Annotated in this window: 14 protein-coding genes and 1 pseudogene; 3 read left to right on the plus strand and 12 right to left on the minus strand. The window is 69.2% G+C overall.

Features of this window, described 5'->3' with window-relative positions; genetic code table 11:
• Positions 1–211 precede the first annotated feature (211 nt).
• From AB0D57_RS00120 to AB0D57_RS00140, 5 genes and pseudogenes are all read right to left on the minus strand, one after another.
• The gene (locus tag AB0D57_RS00120) at positions 212–961 is read right to left on the minus strand and encodes a DUF6227 family protein (RefSeq protein ID WP_362065096.1); all 750 of its coding nucleotides are present in this window, start codon (positions 959–961) and stop codon (positions 212–214) included.
• Between the two features lie 157 nt (positions 962–1118).
• Positions 1119–2348 carry an Ig-like domain-containing protein gene (locus AB0D57_RS00125; protein WP_362065099.1) on the minus strand — a complete coding sequence of 410 codons (1230 nt, stop codon included), beginning with the start codon at positions 2346–2348 and terminating at the stop codon, positions 1119–1121.
• A 169-nt stretch (positions 2349–2517) separates the two neighbouring features.
• Positions 2518–3558, minus strand: a complete 1041-nt coding sequence (locus AB0D57_RS00130; RefSeq protein WP_362065102.1) for a P1 family peptidase — start codon at positions 3556–3558, stop codon at positions 2518–2520.
• Positions 3559–3603: 45 nt separating this feature from the next.
• Positions 3604–4770: pseudogene (locus AB0D57_RS00135) on the minus strand (IS200/IS605 family accessory protein TnpB-related protein); the annotation flags it as partial.
• Positions 4771–4838: 68 nt separating this feature from the next.
• Complete coding sequence (locus tag AB0D57_RS00140) at positions 4839–6065, minus strand: low temperature requirement protein A (RefSeq protein WP_362065105.1); 1227 nt, start codon at positions 6063–6065, stop codon at positions 4839–4841.
• Positions 6066–6168: 103 nt separating this feature from the next.
• Between AB0D57_RS00140 and AB0D57_RS00145 the strand changes: the two genes are divergently transcribed.
• Positions 6169–6381, plus strand: coding sequence for a hypothetical protein (locus tag AB0D57_RS00145; protein WP_362065108.1), 213 nt, complete (start codon positions 6169–6171; stop codon positions 6379–6381).
• Positions 6382–6448: 67 nt separating this feature from the next.
• Here the strand turns inward: AB0D57_RS00145 and mscL are convergent, their stop codons facing one another.
• From mscL to AB0D57_RS00175, 6 genes are all read right to left on the minus strand, one after another.
• Entirely contained in the window at positions 6449–6919 is a 471-nt protein-coding gene (mscL, locus tag AB0D57_RS00150) for a large conductance mechanosensitive channel protein MscL (protein WP_362065111.1), read from the minus strand.
• A gap of 114 nt (positions 6920–7033) precedes the next feature.
• Positions 7034–7624 (minus strand): hypothetical protein, encoded by a 591-nt coding sequence (locus tag AB0D57_RS00155; protein WP_362065114.1) that lies wholly within the window; start codon positions 7622–7624, stop codon positions 7034–7036.
• Between the two features lie 174 nt (positions 7625–7798).
• On the minus strand, positions 7799–8632 hold the full coding sequence (locus AB0D57_RS00160) for an S-methyl-5'-thioadenosine phosphorylase (RefSeq protein ID WP_362065117.1): 834 nt from the start codon (positions 8630–8632) through the stop codon (positions 7799–7801).
• 75 nt (positions 8633–8707) lie between these two features.
• Complete coding sequence (locus tag AB0D57_RS00165; RefSeq protein WP_362065120.1) at positions 8708–9046, minus strand: FmdB family zinc ribbon protein; 339 nt, start codon at positions 9044–9046, stop codon at positions 8708–8710.
• Positions 9047–9114: 68 nt separating this feature from the next.
• On the minus strand, positions 9115–10377 hold the full coding sequence (locus AB0D57_RS00170) for an MFS transporter (protein WP_362065123.1): 1263 nt from the start codon (positions 10375–10377) through the stop codon (positions 9115–9117).
• Positions 10378–10752: 375 nt separating this feature from the next.
• Positions 10753–12327 (minus strand): potassium/proton antiporter, encoded by a 1575-nt coding sequence (locus AB0D57_RS00175; protein WP_362065126.1) that lies wholly within the window; start codon positions 12325–12327, stop codon positions 10753–10755.
• A gap of 268 nt (positions 12328–12595) precedes the next feature.
• Between AB0D57_RS00175 and AB0D57_RS00180 the strand changes: the two genes are divergently transcribed.
• Positions 12596–15358, plus strand: a complete 2763-nt coding sequence (locus tag AB0D57_RS00180) for a penicillin acylase family protein (protein ID WP_362065129.1) — start codon at positions 12596–12598, stop codon at positions 15356–15358.
• Between the two features lie 70 nt (positions 15359–15428).
• Here the strand turns inward: AB0D57_RS00180 and AB0D57_RS00185 are convergent, their stop codons facing one another.
• Positions 15429–16004: a 5-formyltetrahydrofolate cyclo-ligase gene (locus tag AB0D57_RS00185; RefSeq protein ID WP_362065132.1), complete on the minus strand. Its 576-nt coding sequence runs from the start codon at positions 16002–16004 to the stop codon at positions 15429–15431.
• 133 nt (positions 16005–16137) lie between these two features.
• Between AB0D57_RS00185 and galU the strand changes: the two genes are divergently transcribed.
• Positions 16138–17040, plus strand: a complete 903-nt coding sequence (galU, locus tag AB0D57_RS00190) for a UTP--glucose-1-phosphate uridylyltransferase GalU (RefSeq protein ID WP_362065135.1) — start codon at positions 16138–16140, stop codon at positions 17038–17040.
• The last annotated feature ends 1 nt before the right edge of the window (position 17041 follow it).

Here is a 17041-nt window from a genome sequence, read left to right on the forward strand (position 1 = left end):
CGCCGCTGGGCGAGCCGTGCTCCTCCGGCCGAGCGAGCACCGCTGGGCGAGCCAGACCCCGCGTCCGCGGCGTGATCCAAACGACAGGCCCTAGGCGAGCCGTGCCGCCCGCGGAGCCGCCCGCCGCTGGGCGAGCCGTGCTCCTCCGGCCGAGCGAGCACCGCTGGGCGAGCCAGACCCCGCGTCCGCGGCGTGATCCAAACGACAGGCCCTAGGCCAGCCGTGCCGCCCGCCGTTCCATCGCCTCGCGTGCCGCGTGCTCCGTCGGATAGACCTCGCACATGTGGCGTCCGTCCGGCGTCGCCGTGTGCTCGACCTCCCACAGGGAGATCTCCTGGCCGTCACGGAGCAGGAACGCGTGCTCGTAGAGGGAGAAGCACAGCCCCACTTGGCCCGCTCGGCAGGGGCGGCCGAAAGCCTGTGTGATCTGGTGCGCGAAAGCGGTGCGCAGCAGCAGCGTCGAGAGATCGGCCCCCGGCCGGTCCGCGTTCTCCGCCCGCCGCAGCAGACGGCGCGCGTGGTCCGCCGAGTCGTCGGGCACGTAGGCGTGGCGCGACTCGGGGACCGGCGCCAACTGGACCGTCACGGGCAGTTCGAAGTCCGGCGCGTCCGGCGGCAGCGGCAGCCGGGCGGTGGCGGCGCGCAGCTCCTCCTCGTCGGCGTACACCTCGTGCTGCGGCTCACGGCCCGGCGCCGTGTTGTGCACGAGCTCCCACAGGGTGACCGCGGAGCCGTCGGCGAGCAGCCAGGTGTGCCGGTACGTCTCGCGGTGCAGCCCCGCGCTGTGGTGCGCGGAGTGCAGCGAACTGTCCTGCGCCAGGGCGCAGTCGAGTCGCCGTACCGTCTCGTCGGGCAAGTCGAAGGAGTTCAGGGCACGGCCGAGGAGTCGCGCGAGGTGCTCCTCCGGAGACTCGGGCGACTCGGGTTGTTCGTACGCTGCTGTCTCGTACGGAACGCTCAAGGCTTCTCCCGGCGTTGCTGCATGTCACCTTGTGGGTGCATACCGTAGCCCCTCGGTCGGACATCATGTCCGCGAACCGAGAAAACGTACGGAGGCAAAACGAGCGGGCCGCGCGGCAAGTTCCCACACGGCCCGCCGAGACGTCAACAGGCCCTCGTCAGACGGCACTTCCGGCGGTCCACGCGCTCCACGACATGTTCCAGCCGTTCAGCCCGTTGTCCGGCGCGACCGTCTTGTCGGGCGAGTTCTTGACCGTCACGACGTCCCCGACGAGAGAGTTGTCGTAGAACCACTTGGCGGTCGTGTCCCCCTGCGCGCCCTGCACATCCGCCAGCCCCACGCACCCGTGACTGGTGCCCTGGCGACCGAAGGGCGGATTGCCCTTGTTGTACCAGTAGTTGCCGTGGATGAACGTCCCCGACGAGGTCAGTCGCATCGCGTGCGGCACGTCCGGGATGTCGTACTCGCCGCCGTAGCCCACCGTCGAGCCGTTCATCCGGGTCTGCGTGAACTTCTCGGAGATCACCATCTGCCCGTTGTACGTGGTGTGCTCCGGGCTGCCCGCCGAGATCGGCACCGTCTTGAGGGTCTTGCCGTCCCGCGCCACCGTCATGGTCTGCGTGTTGACGTCGACCGTGGAGACCTGGGACCGGCCGATGGTGAAGGTGACCGTCTTGTCCTGCACCCCGTAGACGCCGTTCGCGCCCTCGACGCCGTCCAGGTCGATCTTCATCGTGACCTTGGAACCGGCCTTCCAGTACGCCTCGGGCCGGAAGTCGAGCCGCTGCGTCCCGAACCAGTGCCCGACCACCTGCTGACCACTGCTGGAGGTGACCGTGATGTGCGACTGCACGGCCTTCTGGTTGCTGATCACCTTGTCGAAGGTGAACGACACCGGCATCCCGACGCCGACCGTGGTGCCGTTGTCGGGCGTGTACGTGCCGATGAAGCTGTTGTCCGAAGAGACCGTCGTGAAGATGGAGTTGGCGGCGGCCGTGCGCCCGTTCGTGTCCTTGGCGGTGGCCGAGATCTGATACTTCGTCCCGCGCTCCAACTGCTCCTTCGGCTTCCAACTGCTGCCGTTCGCCGATATCGCCCCCGTCACCGCCGCCCCGGTCCCCGAGACCGTCATCTTCACGTCGGTCAGCCTGCCGTCGCTGACCCGCACCCCGGTCGCGTTGATGGACGCGCCCGTCGAACCGTCCTTGGCCGAGATGACGATCTTCGCCGTGGACGTGTTGGCCGAGCTCTTTCCGTTCCCGCCGTCCTTGCTGCCCTTGTTGTCGGCGCTGGCGTCGCCACCGCAGGCGGTGAGGGTGAGGGCGCCGACCATCAGGGCGGCACAGGCCCCGAGTGCGCGCCACGCTGTCGAGTTCGGCGTTGTCACGGGCTGCTCCGGTTTCTTGTGATGTGCGTGATCCGCTCCAGTACGTGGAGAAAGAGCGAGCGGCAGCGGAACGGGTTCCCTCCACCCGCGCAGAACACCATCACGTGACAGAACCGGGACAATCCCTCAATCTCAGTTGTCAGCGGACGACGTGAAGTACTCGGGCCCCCTACAACTCCCCCTTCTGCTCCCCGTACAGCTCCCCGTACGACGGCCACACCCCACCCGGCCCGTCCACCGGTGCGGCCGCCCGCACCGCCCGGACGATCGCCCGTGTCACCAGGTCCGCGCCCGCCGCGAGGACCTCATTGAGCGCGAGGGGATGCTCGGCGAGCGGCCTGGCACCCGTGGCCAGCGCGAACACCGTGTCCCCATCGTTGAGCAGATGCACCGGCCGCACCGCGCGCGCGATCCCGTCGTGTGCCGTGCCCGCCAGCTTGTGCGCCTGCGCGCGTGTGAGGTCGGCGTCGGTGGCGACGACGGCGAGCGTGGTGTTCAGCGGGGGAGGCCCGCTCTTCGCCGCCGCCTCGGCCAGCCGCCGCCGGGCCGCCTCGTGGACCTCGGACGCGGGATACGCCGTACGTCCGCCTCGCAGCAACTCCCCGTACAACACCCCCGTCTCCGGATCCATCGCCGAACCCGCCGCGTTGGCCACCACCAGCGCGGCCACCGTGATCCCCGAGTCGAGCACGACGCTCGCCGTCCCGACCCCGCCCTTGATCTGCCCGACCGCTGCCCCGGTCCCCGCGCCGACGCACCCCTCCGGCACCGGGGCACCCTCCTCGCTCGCGCCGGCCGCCTCGACCGCGGTCCTGCCGGTGGACGCGTCCGGCCTCGCCCGGAAGTCGCCGCCGCGGCCCAGGTCGAAGACGCAGGCGGCGGGCACGACCGGCACGACGTGCGCCGGATCGGCGTCCACGCGCACCCCGCGTCCGCGCTCCTCCAGCCAGCCCATCACGCCGGAGGCCGAGTCCAGCCCGTACGCGCTGCCACCGGTCAGCACGACCGCCTCGACCTTCTGCACCAGGTTGCGCGGGTCGAGCGCGTCGGTCTCCTTGGTGCCGGGCCCGCCGCCCCGCACATCCACGGCCGCGACGGCGCCACCAGGAGGCGCGAGCACGACCGTGGTGCCGGTGAGCCAACCGCCCCCCGTACACGTCGCGTGTCCCACGCGCAGGCCCGCCACATCCGTCAGAGCGTCAACTGTCATGGACCCAGTGTTTCGGCCCGGCGCTTCCCGTGTCACGAACCGTTCCTAGAGACTGAGCGGGAGTGAGTCCTGTTGCCAGGACTCGTGCTCAGCCGAACGCCCCGAACGGTGTTGGGCGTTCTGGTTGCCCGCGTTCGTTCCGCGTCCGGGCCCGACGGATCGTGTCCGTGGTCCGGGAATGCGGGGGCGGGTTCCCTCACGCCCAAGAGCCCCCGGTCGGGCCTGGACGGTCCGATGCCCCTGCTCATCGCTCCGGTGAGCAGGGGGCGGTGCCGTCCGTCGCCGGATCGGGTGTCCCTGGGCGCGCCTTCCGATTGCCACGGCGGCCGCGTCGTGGCGAGTGGTCTTGCGGTTGTTGCTGGTGAGGGGCTTTTGCCAGTGCCGGGCGCCCCAGCGGCTGGTGTAGGCCGGGTCCACAGCGATGATCGCGATGCCGGTGTGGTCGGCCATCGAGGTCAGCCGGGCGCGGAGCCTGCCGGTGGGCATGCCGGAGATGAGCTGGCGGAACCGCTTTTTGCGTCCGTGTTTCTCGCGGGTCTTCTCCGCGCCGAAGTCCAGGTCCTCGATGGCGATGGCCTTCACGCCGCAGGCCCGGGCCCAGTGCAGCAGCCGGGTCAGGGCGTGGCGGACCTGGGCGTCGCGGTGATGGCGGGTGCCGGACAGGTCGTAGAGGAAGCGGCGCGGGGTGCCGGTCGGGTTGCCGTGGACATCCAGGCGCCGGGCGGCGAGGTGGTCGGCGTTCATGTCGACACCGATCACGCCCTGGGCGAGCGCGGCGGCCAGAGGGATGGTGGGGGTGGGCGGGATCTGCCAGGACGCGGTCAGGTACCAGCGGTCCCGGTCCACGTCCAGGTGGATGCGGTAGGCGATCGCCCGGTTGGCCTCGACGCGGTCGGCCCACTCGGTGCCCCGGTGCCCGAACGTGACGCGGCAGGCGAGGACGTACCGGCCGTGCGGGGCGTTCGCCAGATGCGCCAGGGGTGCGGGGAGCTTGATGCTCACCTCGCCCTCCGGCGTGACGCGGATGGTCTCGTTGCCGTAGCGCTTCCCCGACTCGCCGTCGGCGGAGAGAAACCAGCGCTCCGCCTCCCAGCGTCGGCGCCAGTGCGCCTCGGTGAGCTGTGCGGCGTCGAGATGGTGGCGGGTGCGGGCCAGTTGCTTGCCGCCGCGCGCGACGTGCACGAGTCCGGCTTCGCGGTCGGCCCGCACTCGCTCCCGCTCACTGGAGCACCCTTGAGTGCGCTTCAGTGGCAGCAGCTCCACACCCCAGTGCCTCGCCCCTACACAGCCCTCTCCTCCTGCCGTGCGCCCCTGTACGCCGTCATGGTCAGCCCGACCGCCACCGTCAGCGCCGCCATGATGCCCGCGGTGGGCACCGCCCAGTCACCCAGGAAGGTGCACAGGATGATCAGCAACGCGGACGTCGGCAGCACGACTTGCTCCGCGATGCCCACCTTGAAGTAGCGCGCGTGCAACCCCCAGACGGTGAGGAGGAACAGCGCAGTCGGCAGTGTCACCGACGCGGACGCGGAGAGCGTCGAGATGTGCGCCTTGCCGACCGCCTGCTCGACCGCGACCTCCAGACCCGCGCCGATCGCGGCCGCCGACGCGAAGATCAGGTAGTGGCCGTAGCCCCACACGAACGCCTGCCTGCTGGAACGCAGATGCCCGTGGATGGGTACCGCGAAGTAGATCCACCACGCGGAGAAGACGATCAGCAGTCCGCCCGCCGCGATCGGCAGCAGATCGCCCAGTGCTTCGTGCTCGTCCACGCCCGACTTCACGGCGACCGTGGCCGCGGCGATCGTCTCGCCCAGCACGATGATCGTGAACAGTCCGAACCGCTCGGAGATGTGATGTGGATGCCAGGGTGTGGCGGTGTCCTTCTCCGCGTACACCGGGACGCACAACTCGACCAGCACCATCACCAGGAACAACCAGGGACGGCCGGACTCCGGCAGGATCAGCACCCCCAGCCAGCCGATCAGGCACAGCGTGACCCCGCCCGCGTACCGCAGCGCCATGGTTCTCTCGGCGCCCTGGGTGGACCGTGCCACCCGCAGCCACTGCGAGATCAACGCGAATCTCATGATCACGTAGCCGAGCCAGACGGTCAGGAAGTTGTGGTTGTCGAACGCCTGGGACACCCCTGCGGCGAGGACCAGGACACCGGCGATCTGTACCAGCGTCACGAACCTGAAGAGCACGTCGTCGTTGTCGTAGGCCGAGGAGAACCAGGTGAAGTTCATCCACGCCCACCAGATGGAGAAGAAGACCATCGCGTAGTTGAGGATGCCCTCGCCGGCGTGTCCCTCGGCCATCGCGTGCACCAGCTGGGCGCCGGCCTGGGCGATGGCCACGACGAAGCACAGGTCGAAGAAGAGCTCCAGCGGCGACGCGACCCGGTGCGTCTCCGCCCGCCCCCGCGCGGTCATTTTGCGCAGGGGCCGCCTGTGCGGGGGAGGCTGCGGTGTTGAATTGGATGCGGATGAGGAACCGGAGGTCATAGGGCCAAGCACAGCAGATAAGGGCCTCGGTTGCCCAGGCCGAGGACCGGGACCCGCAGCTGGTCCGGGATGGGGCGCCACCCCCTCGACGTACCCTGGAGGCATGACTACCGGCCCCGCCCCCGAACCACGCACCGCGTCGCCCCGCGGGGTGTCCCCGGCCGTCCGGAAATCGGCGTTGGACTTCGACGACCCGCTGAGCCAGCAGTCCTCCGACGACACGGACCGGGGGTGGGGCGAGCAGGCCGCCGGCGACGGTGACAGCGCGGCCGACCTGAAGCGCTTCCTCGACGAGAAGCCCCCGCACCACCTCTGAGCCCCGGCCCGGCGGAGCCGCTGGGCCCTGGGCCGGAGACTCTGAGCCCCCGCCCGGAGCCGCGCCGTCAGTCTTGGCTGTGTCCCGAACCGCGCTGTGCGACCAGGGCGTCGCGGATCTCCTTCAGCACCTCCAGCTCGGTCACCTCGATGACCTCGTGCGTGCCCTCCTTCGCCTTCTGGCGGGCCGCCTGCCGCGCCAGATACTTGGACATCGGCAGAACCATCAGGAAGTAGACGACGGCTGCGGTGATCACAAAGCTGAGCGTGGCGCCCAGCACCGAGCCCCACAGGATCCGGACGCCCGTCGCGGTGTCCCCACTGCCGGTGCAAGGCGCCTTGAGGCATGAGCTGTAGCTGTCGAGGTTCTTCGTGCCGATCGCGCCCACCAGCGGGTTGATGATGCCCTTCACCACCGAGTTGACGATGTTGGTGAAGGCCGCGCCGATGACCACCGCGACGGCCAGATCGACGACGTTGCCCCGCGTCAGAAAGGCCTTGAAGCCGTCCCAGACGCCGGGTATCTTCTTCTCGCTCACCAAGGGGCCCCTCTGTACAAGTTGCGGAACAAACAGCTCCGCAACCTACGGCAGGGCGTGCCGCGGCTGCCCAATTCGGTACCTGTGACGGGCGACTTGACACCGATTCGATACTCAGCACAGCGTCACCGCCAGCCGTGCGGTCGTGCCGACGCCGGCCAGCCGTGCCGCCGTGGGCCGCGGCACCGAGAGCACGACCAGCGCCCCGGTCTCGATGGTGTCGAAGTCCGGCACCTCGGTCACTCGCGCCCCGGCCGCGACCACGCGCCCCTCACCTCCGCCGTCCGCCGCGACCACGTCGACCCGGTCGCCCGGCCCGAGCAGCCGCACCGTGGCCGCGTCGGCGATCCGCACCGGAGCCGCCACCATCTCGACCCCGCGCCGCCCACGTAAGAGGGAAGAAGGGGAGGAGGCGGAAGAGGAAGAGGAGGTGACGGAGGACGCGGAGGGGGATGCGGTCGCCGGATGCCCCCGCGCCCGCTCGGCGTCATGAGGGCCCGCCGCCACGAGGGCAGCCGCCGTGACCGCGAGTCCCGCGGCCACGGCCCGCCGTTTGTGCCGGGTGAGGCGCCGCAGCCCGTACCGCCCGCCGCGCACACGCACCGGGGCGAACTGCGGCACCTCGCAGGTCGGAGGAGCGTCCACGCCGGGTGGGCGTACAGGATCCGTGCCATGCGGACGTACGAGAGGGGAGAGATGTGCCATGGGGACCACCACCTGCGACGAGGGACCGGCTTGCGATCCCACGATGAGGCGTCGCGGCGGATCCCGCTGAAGCCCGTGGACTACTCACGAGTTGTGGACAACTGCCTCACCCGAACGGGAGGTTCATGGACGTTCACGAAGACTCGTGGAGGTTCCGCCTCGTGCGGGCGGCCGTCACGGCAGCTCGAACCCCGGGTCCATCCCACCCAGCGCCGTCGTGCACAGACAGTCCCGCGTTCCGTTCGCCGGCAGCCCTGCCACCGCGTCGAACAGCACATCCCGCAGCCGGTCCACGTTCGCCGCGAACACCTTCAGTACCTCGTCGTGAGAGACGCCCGTGCCGTGCTCCGCGCCCGCGTCGAGGTCGGTGACCAGGGTCAACGAGGTGTAGCAGAGCTCGAGTTCACGCGCGAGTGCGGCCTCGGGGTGGCCGGTCATGCCCACCACGGACCAGCCCTGCGCCTGGTGCCACAACGATTCGGCGCGGGTGGAGAACCGGGGCCCTTCGATCACCACGAGCGTGCCGCCGTCCACAGGCTCCCAGTCCCGTCCGCGCGCCGCCGCGAGGGCGGCCTTGCGGCCGATGGGGCAGTAGGGGTCGGCCAGCGACACGTGCACCACGTTGGGCACGGTGGCGTCCGGCAGCGGCAGTCCGTCGAAGTACGTCTGCGGCCGCGCCTTCGTACGGTCGACCAACTGGTCCGGTACGAGGAGTGTCCCCGGCCCGTACTCGGGTCGTAGTCCGCCCACCGCGCAGGGCCCGAGGATCTGGCGCGCGCCGACGGAGCGCAGCGCCCACAGGTTGGCCCGGTAGTTGATGCGGTGCGGTGGCAGATGGTGGCCGCGGCCGTGGCGGGGGAGGAAGGCGACCCGCCGCCCGGCGATCTCGCCGAGGAACAGGGAGTCGCTGGGCGGCCCGTAAGGGGTGTCCACCTGGATCTCGGTCACGTCGTCGAGGAAGGAGTAGAAGCCTGAGCCGCCGATGACACCGATCTCTGCGTTCGCCATGACGAGCACATTAGCTGGCCCCGCAAACGCCGAAGGCCCTGCCGTCGTACGACGGCAGGGTCCTCGCGGGAAGCCTTATGCGGCCGAGCTGCTGCTGGACGAGCCGGTGCTGGACGAGCCGGTGCCCGACGAGCTGGAGCTCGACGACTTCGAGTCCGAGGAGGACGACGAGGTCGTCGACGACGAAGACGAAGAGGTCGACGGCTTGGCCGACGCCGACGAGCTGCTCGACGAGGAGCCGCGGCTGTCGTTGCGGTAGAAGCCGGAGCCCTTGAAGACAATGCCGACGGCCGAGAACACCTTCTTCAGGCGGCCTCCGCAGTTGGGGCACTCGGTCAGGGCATCGTCGGTGAACTTCTGCACCGCCTCGAGGCCCTCGCCGCACTCGGTGCACTGGTATTGGTAGGTCGGCACTTGTCTTCCTCCTGGCACTCTCACTCAGTGAGTGCTAACGACGATCCATACTGACCTATTCCGAGAGATCAGTCCACTGTCACCGGCACTCGGTGACCGACGCCACGTGCGACGGTGCGGCCGGGGGGCTGCGAATCCAGCCGTGACCGCAGCGCCACCAGGGTCACCAGAGCCAGTGCCGTACCGGCCATGGGCACCAGGAATCCGGCGCCGTCCCAGAGGCGGTCCTCCAACTGTCCGGCGACCGTGACGGCGGCCGCCTGGCCGAGCGCGACGGCGCCGGTCAGCCAGGTGAAGGCCTCGGTACGAGCGCCCGTCGGCACCAGCCCCTCGACCAGCGTGTAGCCGGTGATCAGGGCCGGAGCGATGCACATGCCCACCAGAAGTCCGATTCCGGCGAGCACGACCACGGAGTGGGCGGCCCACAGCCCCGACGCGGTGAGTGCGAGGGCGGCGTATCCGATGACGAGGCGCCGCTGCGGGGCCACCTTCCAGGCGATGGCGCCGCAGACGACGCCGGAGAGCATGTTGCCCGCGGCGAAGACGCCGTACAGGACGCCGTTCAGGCCGGGCTCGCCGATCGACTCGCTGAACGCGGCGAGCGAGACCTGCATGCCGCCGAAGACCGAGCCGATGCCCAGGAAGGTCACGATCAGGACGCGCACCCCGGGGACCCGCAGCGCGGAACCGTGCTCCACGCGCGCGTGCCCGTCGAAAACGACAGCGGGCTGGGTGCTCTTCTGTGCGGCGAAGAGGAGACCGCCGACCAGGGTCAGCGCCGCCTCGGTCAGCAGGCCCGCGGCCGGGTCCACGGTGGTGCACAGGGCGGTCGCCACCAGCGGGCCGAACACGAAGGTCAGCTCGTCCGTCACGGACTCGAAGGCCGCCGCGGTGGTCATCAGGGGCGAGTCCTGGAGCTTTACGCCCCAGCGAGCGCGCACCATGGGCCCGATCTGCGGCACCGAGGCACCGGTCGGCACGGCGGCGACGAAAAGGGCCCACAGGGGGGCGTCCATCAGCGCGAGCGCCGTCAAGGAGACGCCGGACAGAGTGTGGGCCAGCACGCCGGGCAGCAGGACGGCGCGCTGCCCGTAGCGGTCGGCGAGACGGCCGGTGAGGGGGGCGAACAGCGCCATGGAGACACCGGTGACGGCGGCGACGGCGCCGGCGGCGCCGTACGAGCCGGTGGTGTGCTGGACGAGGAGAACGAGGGAGATGGTCAGCATCGCGAACGGCTGGCGTGCGGCGAAGCCGGGAAGCAGGAACGTCCAGGCGCCGCGGGTGCGCAGCAGCTGTCCGTATCCCGGGCGGGAGGTGACCGTGGATGCCACGGCCCGTGCCTTTCTGCCGCCTGGTAGCGCGGCCCCTTTCATCGGGCGCGTTCGCCTCCGGAGTGCTGCAGCCGGTGTCGAGGGGGCGACCGTGCTCAGCCCTTCGGGCCTCCGCGCGCTCACCCTCTCGATACCGGCGCACTCCTTCGGCTCACACGCCCTGCCGGGGGCGCCGAGAGCTGTCCTCTTGCGCGGAACTGCGGTAGATGCCACGCCGCCCTGCGAGGGCATCGTGGCCGCCATACGGTCGCGCCAGCTCTGCGTCAGACAGAGTTGGTTCGATCAAGGTATGCCTTCATCGTACAGGGGTGGAGGGGTGAGTGCCTGTGAAAGCGGGCACCATGGCATCGTCCGCCTGCGAATGTATATCTGCCCTTAGCGGTCGGTTCCGGTCCCGGTTTCCGGTCCGGTGTCGTTGCCCGCCGTCCCCAGCCAGCCCGCCAGCTTGCCGCCCTGGCCGACCGCGCGGAGCCGCTGTTCCGCGGCGTCACGGACCGGATCGGTGGCCACCACGAGCAGCTCGTCGTAGCGCCGCAGGACGGTCGTGGGCAGGGGCACGAAAGACTTCCCGTCGCGCACGACGAGCGTGACGGCGGCGCCCGCGGGCAGCCGCAGCTCGGCCACCTCGACGCCGTGCATGCGCGATCCCTTCGGGATCGCGACGGACAGCAGATGGCCGCGCAGCCGCTCCAGGGGCGCCGACTCGATGCCCAGGTCGGCGGCGCCCGCGCCCTCGCCCAGCCGCAGTTTCCGGGCCAGCCAGGGCAGCGTGGGTCCCTGGACGAGGGTGTAGACGACGACCAGGACGAAGACGATGTTGAAGATCCGGCGGCTCTCCGCGACACCGCTCACCATCGGGATGGTCGCCAGGATGATGGGCACGGCGCCGCGCAGCCCCGCCCAGGACATCAGCACCTGCTCCGGCCACGGCACACGGAACGGCAGGAGGCCGACCACGACGCTCAGGGGCCGCGCGACCATGGTCAGCACCAGGCCGATGACGATCGCGGGCCAGATGTCGTCGCCCATCTCGTGCGGCGTGACCAGCAGGCCGAGCAGGACGAACATGCCGATCTGGGCGATCCAGCCGAGTCCGTCGGCGAAGCCGCGGGTGGCGGGCCAGTGCGGCAGCTTCGCGTTGCCGAGCACCATCGACGCCAGATACACGGCGAGGAATCCGCTGCCGTGGGCGAGCGCTCCGGCCGCGTACGCCATGACCGCGATCGCCATCACGGCGATCGGGTAGAGGCCGGAGGCCGGCAGCGCCACATGCCGCAGCCCGAGCCCGCCGAGCCAGCCGACCGCGAGGCCGATGGCGGCGCCGATGGCCAGCTCCAGGGTTATCTCGCCGAGCAGCGCGTACCAGTGCTCGACCGGGCCCGCCGTGCTGAACGCGACGACCAGGATGACCACCGGAGCGTCGTTGAAGCCCGATTCTGCCTCCAGGACTCCCGTCACGCGCGCGGGGAGGGGCACTTTCCGCAGCACCGAGAAGACCGCCGCCGCGTCCGTCGAGGACACCACCGCACCGATGATGAGCGCCTGCCGCCACTCCAGACCGATCAGATAGTGGGCGCCCGTGGCCGTCACCCCGACACTCACCGCGATGCCGACCAGCGCCAGTGACGTGGCGGCCGGAAGTGCCGGCTTGATCTCCTTCCACTTCGTGCCGAGACCGCCCTCGGCCAGGATCACGACCAGGGCCGCGTACCCGATGACCTGCGTCATCTCGGCGTTGTCGAAGTGGATGTTGCCGAGCCCGTCCTGGCCCATGGCGATGCCGATGCCCAGGTAGACGAGCAGGCTGGGGAACCCGCTGCGCGAGGAGATACGAACCGCTGCCACCGCGACGAGCAGAACGAGCGAGCAGACGAGGAGGAGCTGGTTGAGGTGGTGGACAGTCAGCGGCTGTTCCCTTCTTGCCAATCCGGACGTCGGATCCGAATACATGGATCACACACGTGGATCACATGGATCACATGAATCACGTGGATCGAGTCGATCACGTCGATCCGAACGCCGGAGGTGAGTACATAAGTCCAAGTACTTCGTTACCTTACCTAACTCTTGACGCTTTCTTGACGCTCCTCAGGCCAAGATCGAGCGCTGGGCCATCCGGGTACCCGACTCCGCGTCAAGGCGCGGTGGGCCCTGCGCCTATGGTTGCTCCAGCACTCCAGGACCGCCTGCCGCTCGCGTTAGGACAGCAAGGACAGCGATGCCCCCGAACACCACCGCATCTTCCGGCCAGAAACCCGGCAAGTCCGGCAGGAAGAAGGGGCGCAAAGCCCGACTGGTCCTTATCGTCCTGGTTCTTGCTGTGATCGGAGGCGTCGCCTTCGGCGGCTACTGGGGCGTCAGCACCGTCCGAGCCTCCTTCCCGCAGACCGAGGGTTCCCTCACGCTCGACGGGCTCTCGGGGTCCGTGGAGGTCAAGCGGGACAGCTACGGGATCCCCCAGGTCTACGCCTCGTTCGACGAGGACCTGTTCATGGCGCAGGGCTTCGTCCAGGCGCAGGACCGGTTCTACGAGATGGATGTGCGCCGGCACATGACCTCGGGCCGGCTGTCCGAGATGTTCGGCAAGGGCCAGGTCAAGGACGACGAATTCCTGCGCACGCTGGGCTGGGACCGGGTCGCCAAGAAGGAGTACGACACGAAGCTGTCGGCCTCCACGAAGAAGTACCTCCAGGCGTACGCCAAGGGAGTCAACGCCTACCTGAAGGGCAAGGAAGGCGAGGACATCTCGCTGGAGTACGCGGCCCTTGGTTTCAGCAACGACTACACGCCCGAGGAGTGGACCCCGGTCGACTCCGTGGCCTGGCTCAAGGCGATGGCCTGGGACCTGCGCGGCAATATGCAGGACGAGATCGACCGCTCCCTGATGACCAGCCGCCTCGGCCCGAAGCAGATCGACGACCTGCACCCGGAGTACCCGTACAGCCGAAACGCGACGATCGTCCAGGAGGGCGAGTACGACAGCGTCACGGGGTCGTACGTCCAGGACAGCGGCACGACCGGCACGACGGAGTCCGCGTCCACGGCGGGCACCGGGCTCGCGGGCGACACCACGGCGCCCTCCGACCTGCAGAGCCAGCTCTCGGGGCTCTACGACGTCCTCGACGACGTGCCCACGGCCGTCGGTGTGAACGGCAACGGCATCGGCTCCAACTCGTGGGTCGTCGGCGGTGCCCACACCATCACCGGCAAGCCGCTGCTGGCCAACGACCCGCACCTCTCGGCCTCGCTGCCCTCGGTCTGGTACCAGATGGGCCTGCACTGCACCACCGTCTCCGCCAAGTGCCAGTACGACGTCTCGGGCTACACCTTCGCGGGCATGCCCGGCGTCATAATCGGCCACAACGCGGACATCTCCTGGGGCATGACCAACTCCGGGGTCGACGTCACCGACCTCTACCTGGAGAAGATCACCGGCGACGGCTACCAGTACGACGGCAAGGTGCTGCCCTTCACCAGCCGCAGGGAAACGATCAAGATCGCGGGCGGCGGGAGCAAGACCATCGTCGTCCGCGAGACCAACAACGGACCCCTGCTGTCCGACCGCGACGACGAACTGGTCAAGGTCGGCAAGAAGGCCACCGTCGACACCGCGGCGCCCGACCGCGGCGACGGCTACGGCATCTCGCTGCGCTGGACCGCCCTGGAACCGGGCAACTCCATGGACGCCGTCTTCGAGATGGACAAGGCGTCGAACTGGACCGAGTTCCGTGAGGCGTCCGTCTCCTTCGACGTGCCCTCGCAGAACCTGATCTACGCCGACACCAAGAACAACATCGGCTACCAGCTGCCCGGCAGGATCCCGACCCGCGGGGGCGGCTACGACGGCTCGCTCCCGGCGCCCGGCTGGGACTCCAAGTACGCGTGGACCGGTTACATCAAGCAGGCCGAGCTGCCCTACGAGTACAACCCGGAGCGCGGCTACATCGTCACCGCCAACCAGGCCGTCGTCGACCAGGACAAGTACCCCTACACGCTCACCACGGACTGGGGCTACGGCGCCCGCAGCCAGCGGATCGCCGACCTGATCGAGTCGAAGATCAAGGGCGACGGCAAGATCTCGACCGATGACATGCGGCAGATGCAGCTCGACAACAGCAGCGAGATCGCGAAGCTGATCGTGCCCAGGCTGCTCAAGCTCGACGTCGCCGACAAGAACGTCCGCGAGGCGCAGAAGCTGCTCGAGGGCTGGGACTACACCCAGGACGCCGACTCCGCGGCGGCCGCGTACTTCAACGCGACCTGGCGCAACATCCTCAAGCTCGCCTTCGGCAACAAGCTGCCCAAGGAACTGCGGGTCAAGGGCCAGTGTCTGTACGTCGACCCGGTCGACACCACGGGTCCGGTGGACGAGGACCAGTCGGTGCGCGAATGCGGTCAGCGCGACGCGGACCAGGCGCAACCGGACGGCGGCGACCGCTGGTTCGAGGTGATCCGCAAGATCATCGAAGATGAGGACAACGACTGGTGGAAGGCGCCCAAGACGCGCCTCGACAGGGCGACCGACACCCGTGACGAGCTGTTCGCACGGGCCATGAAGGACGCCCGCTGGGAGCTGACCGCCAAGCTCGGCAAGGACATGGACACCTGGAGCTGGGGCCGGCTGCACCGCCTGTTCCTGAAGAACCAGACCCTGGGCACCAGCGGTCCCGACGTCCTGCAGTACATGCTCAACCGCGGTCCCTGGAAGCTCAGCGGCGGCGAGGCGACGGTCAACGCGACCGGCTGGAACGCCGCGGGCGGCTACGAGGTGGTCTGGGTGCCCTCCATGCGGATGGTGGTCAACCTCGACGACCTCGACAAGTCCAAGTGGATCAACCTCTCCGGAGCCTCCGGGCACGCTTACAGCGCCCACTACACCGACCAGACGGACAAATGGGCGAAGGGTGAACTGCTGTCGTGGTCCTTCTCGAAGAAGGCGGTCGACGACAGCACGAGCGACACGCTGGTGCTGGAGCCGTGAGCCACTGACGGCGACATGTGAAAGGGCCCTCCACGCGCGCGTGGAGGGCCCTTTCACACACCCGGGCCCGTCAGCGGAACCGCCGTACTCCCGAGGGCGTCACCACCGCGTGCACCGGGTGGTCGTGCGGCTCCTCGGGAACGCGCTCGGCGACCTCCGCGTCGTACAGGAGCACCACCAGTGCGGGATCGGCCCCCGCGCGCTCCAGACGGGCCAGTACGCGGTCGTACGAGCCGCCGCCGCGGCCGAGGCGCATCCCACGCCGGTCCACCGCCAGACCGGGCAGCAGGACGGCGTCGGCCTCCTGGACCGCCTCGGGGCCGAGCCGCTCGCCCACGGGCTCCAAGAGGGCCATCTTTCCGGCGTGTTGGACGCGCGCGAGGGAACCTTCTCCGACGTACACGCCCCAGTTCAAGTCGTTGTCCGCCATCAGGACGGGCAGCAGTACCCGTACGCCCCGCGCGCGGAGTGTGTCCAGGAGCGCGAGGGTTCCCGGCTCGCTCCCGACGGATACGTACGCCGCCACCGTGCGCGCGTGCGCCAGCTCGGGCAGTTCTAGGGCGCGCACGGCGAGGGCCGTGGCGGTTTCCCGCAGGTCACCGGGCGTCAACCTGCTTCTCACCGAGAGGATTCCGCGCCGCAACATTCGTTTGTCAGGCTCTGCTTCACGTCCGGCGTGGCCCACAAGTCGCTCCCGTGTCGTTGCTTATGCGGTCATATGAGAGCTATTTAACGGGAATGACAGATTCCGCTCATAGCGACCGGATATGGTTACCGCCATGACTGAGTCGCACCCCAGGATCAGCAAGGCTGTCATTCCCGCAGCGGGCCTCGGTACCCGGTTCCTGCCGGCCACTAAAGCCACTCCCAAGGAAATGCTGCCGGTCGTGGACAAGCCGGCGATCCAGTACGTGGTCGAAGAGGCTGTGTCGGCGGGTCTCGACGACGTCCTGATGATCACGGGCCGTAACAAGCGCCCCCTCGAGGACCACTTCGACCGTAACTACGAGCTCGAATCGGCCCTCCAGAAGAAGGGCGACGCCAACCGCCTTGCCAAGGTCCAGGAGTCCAGCGACCTCGCCACCATGCACTACGTGCGCCAGGGCGACCCCAAGGGTCTCGGTCACGCCGTGCTGTGCGCTGCCCCGCACGTCGGCAACGAGCCCTTCGCAGTGCTCCTCGGCGACGACCTGATCGACCCGCGCGACCCCCTGCTGGCCCGCATGGTCCAGGTCCAGGAGCAGTACGGCGGCAGCGTCATCGCGCTCATGGAGGTCGAGCCCGAGCAGATCCACCTCTACGGCTCCGCCGCCGTCGAGGCCACCGACGAGGGCGACCTGGTCAAGGTGACGGGCCTGGTCGAGAAGCCGGACCCGGCGGACGCGCCCAGCAACTACGCGATCATCGGACGCTACGTCCTCGACCCGCGCATCTTCGACATCCTGCGCAAGACGGAGCCGGGCCGTGGTGGCGAGATCCAGCTCACCGACGCTCTCCAGCAGCTCGCCGCGGACGAGAAGGTCGGCGGCCCCATCCACGGCGTCGTCTTCAAGGGTCGCCGCTATGACACCGGCGACCGGGGCGACTACCTGCGTGCCATTGTCAGACTCGCATGCGAACGTGAAGACCTGGGCCCGGACTTCCGGACCTGGCTTCGCAGTTACGCAGCCGAGGAGATGTAGC

The sequence above is a fragment of the Streptomyces sp. NPDC048275 genome (assembly GCF_040652275.1).
GTDB lineage: Bacteria > Actinomycetota > Actinomycetes > Streptomycetales > Streptomycetaceae > Streptomyces.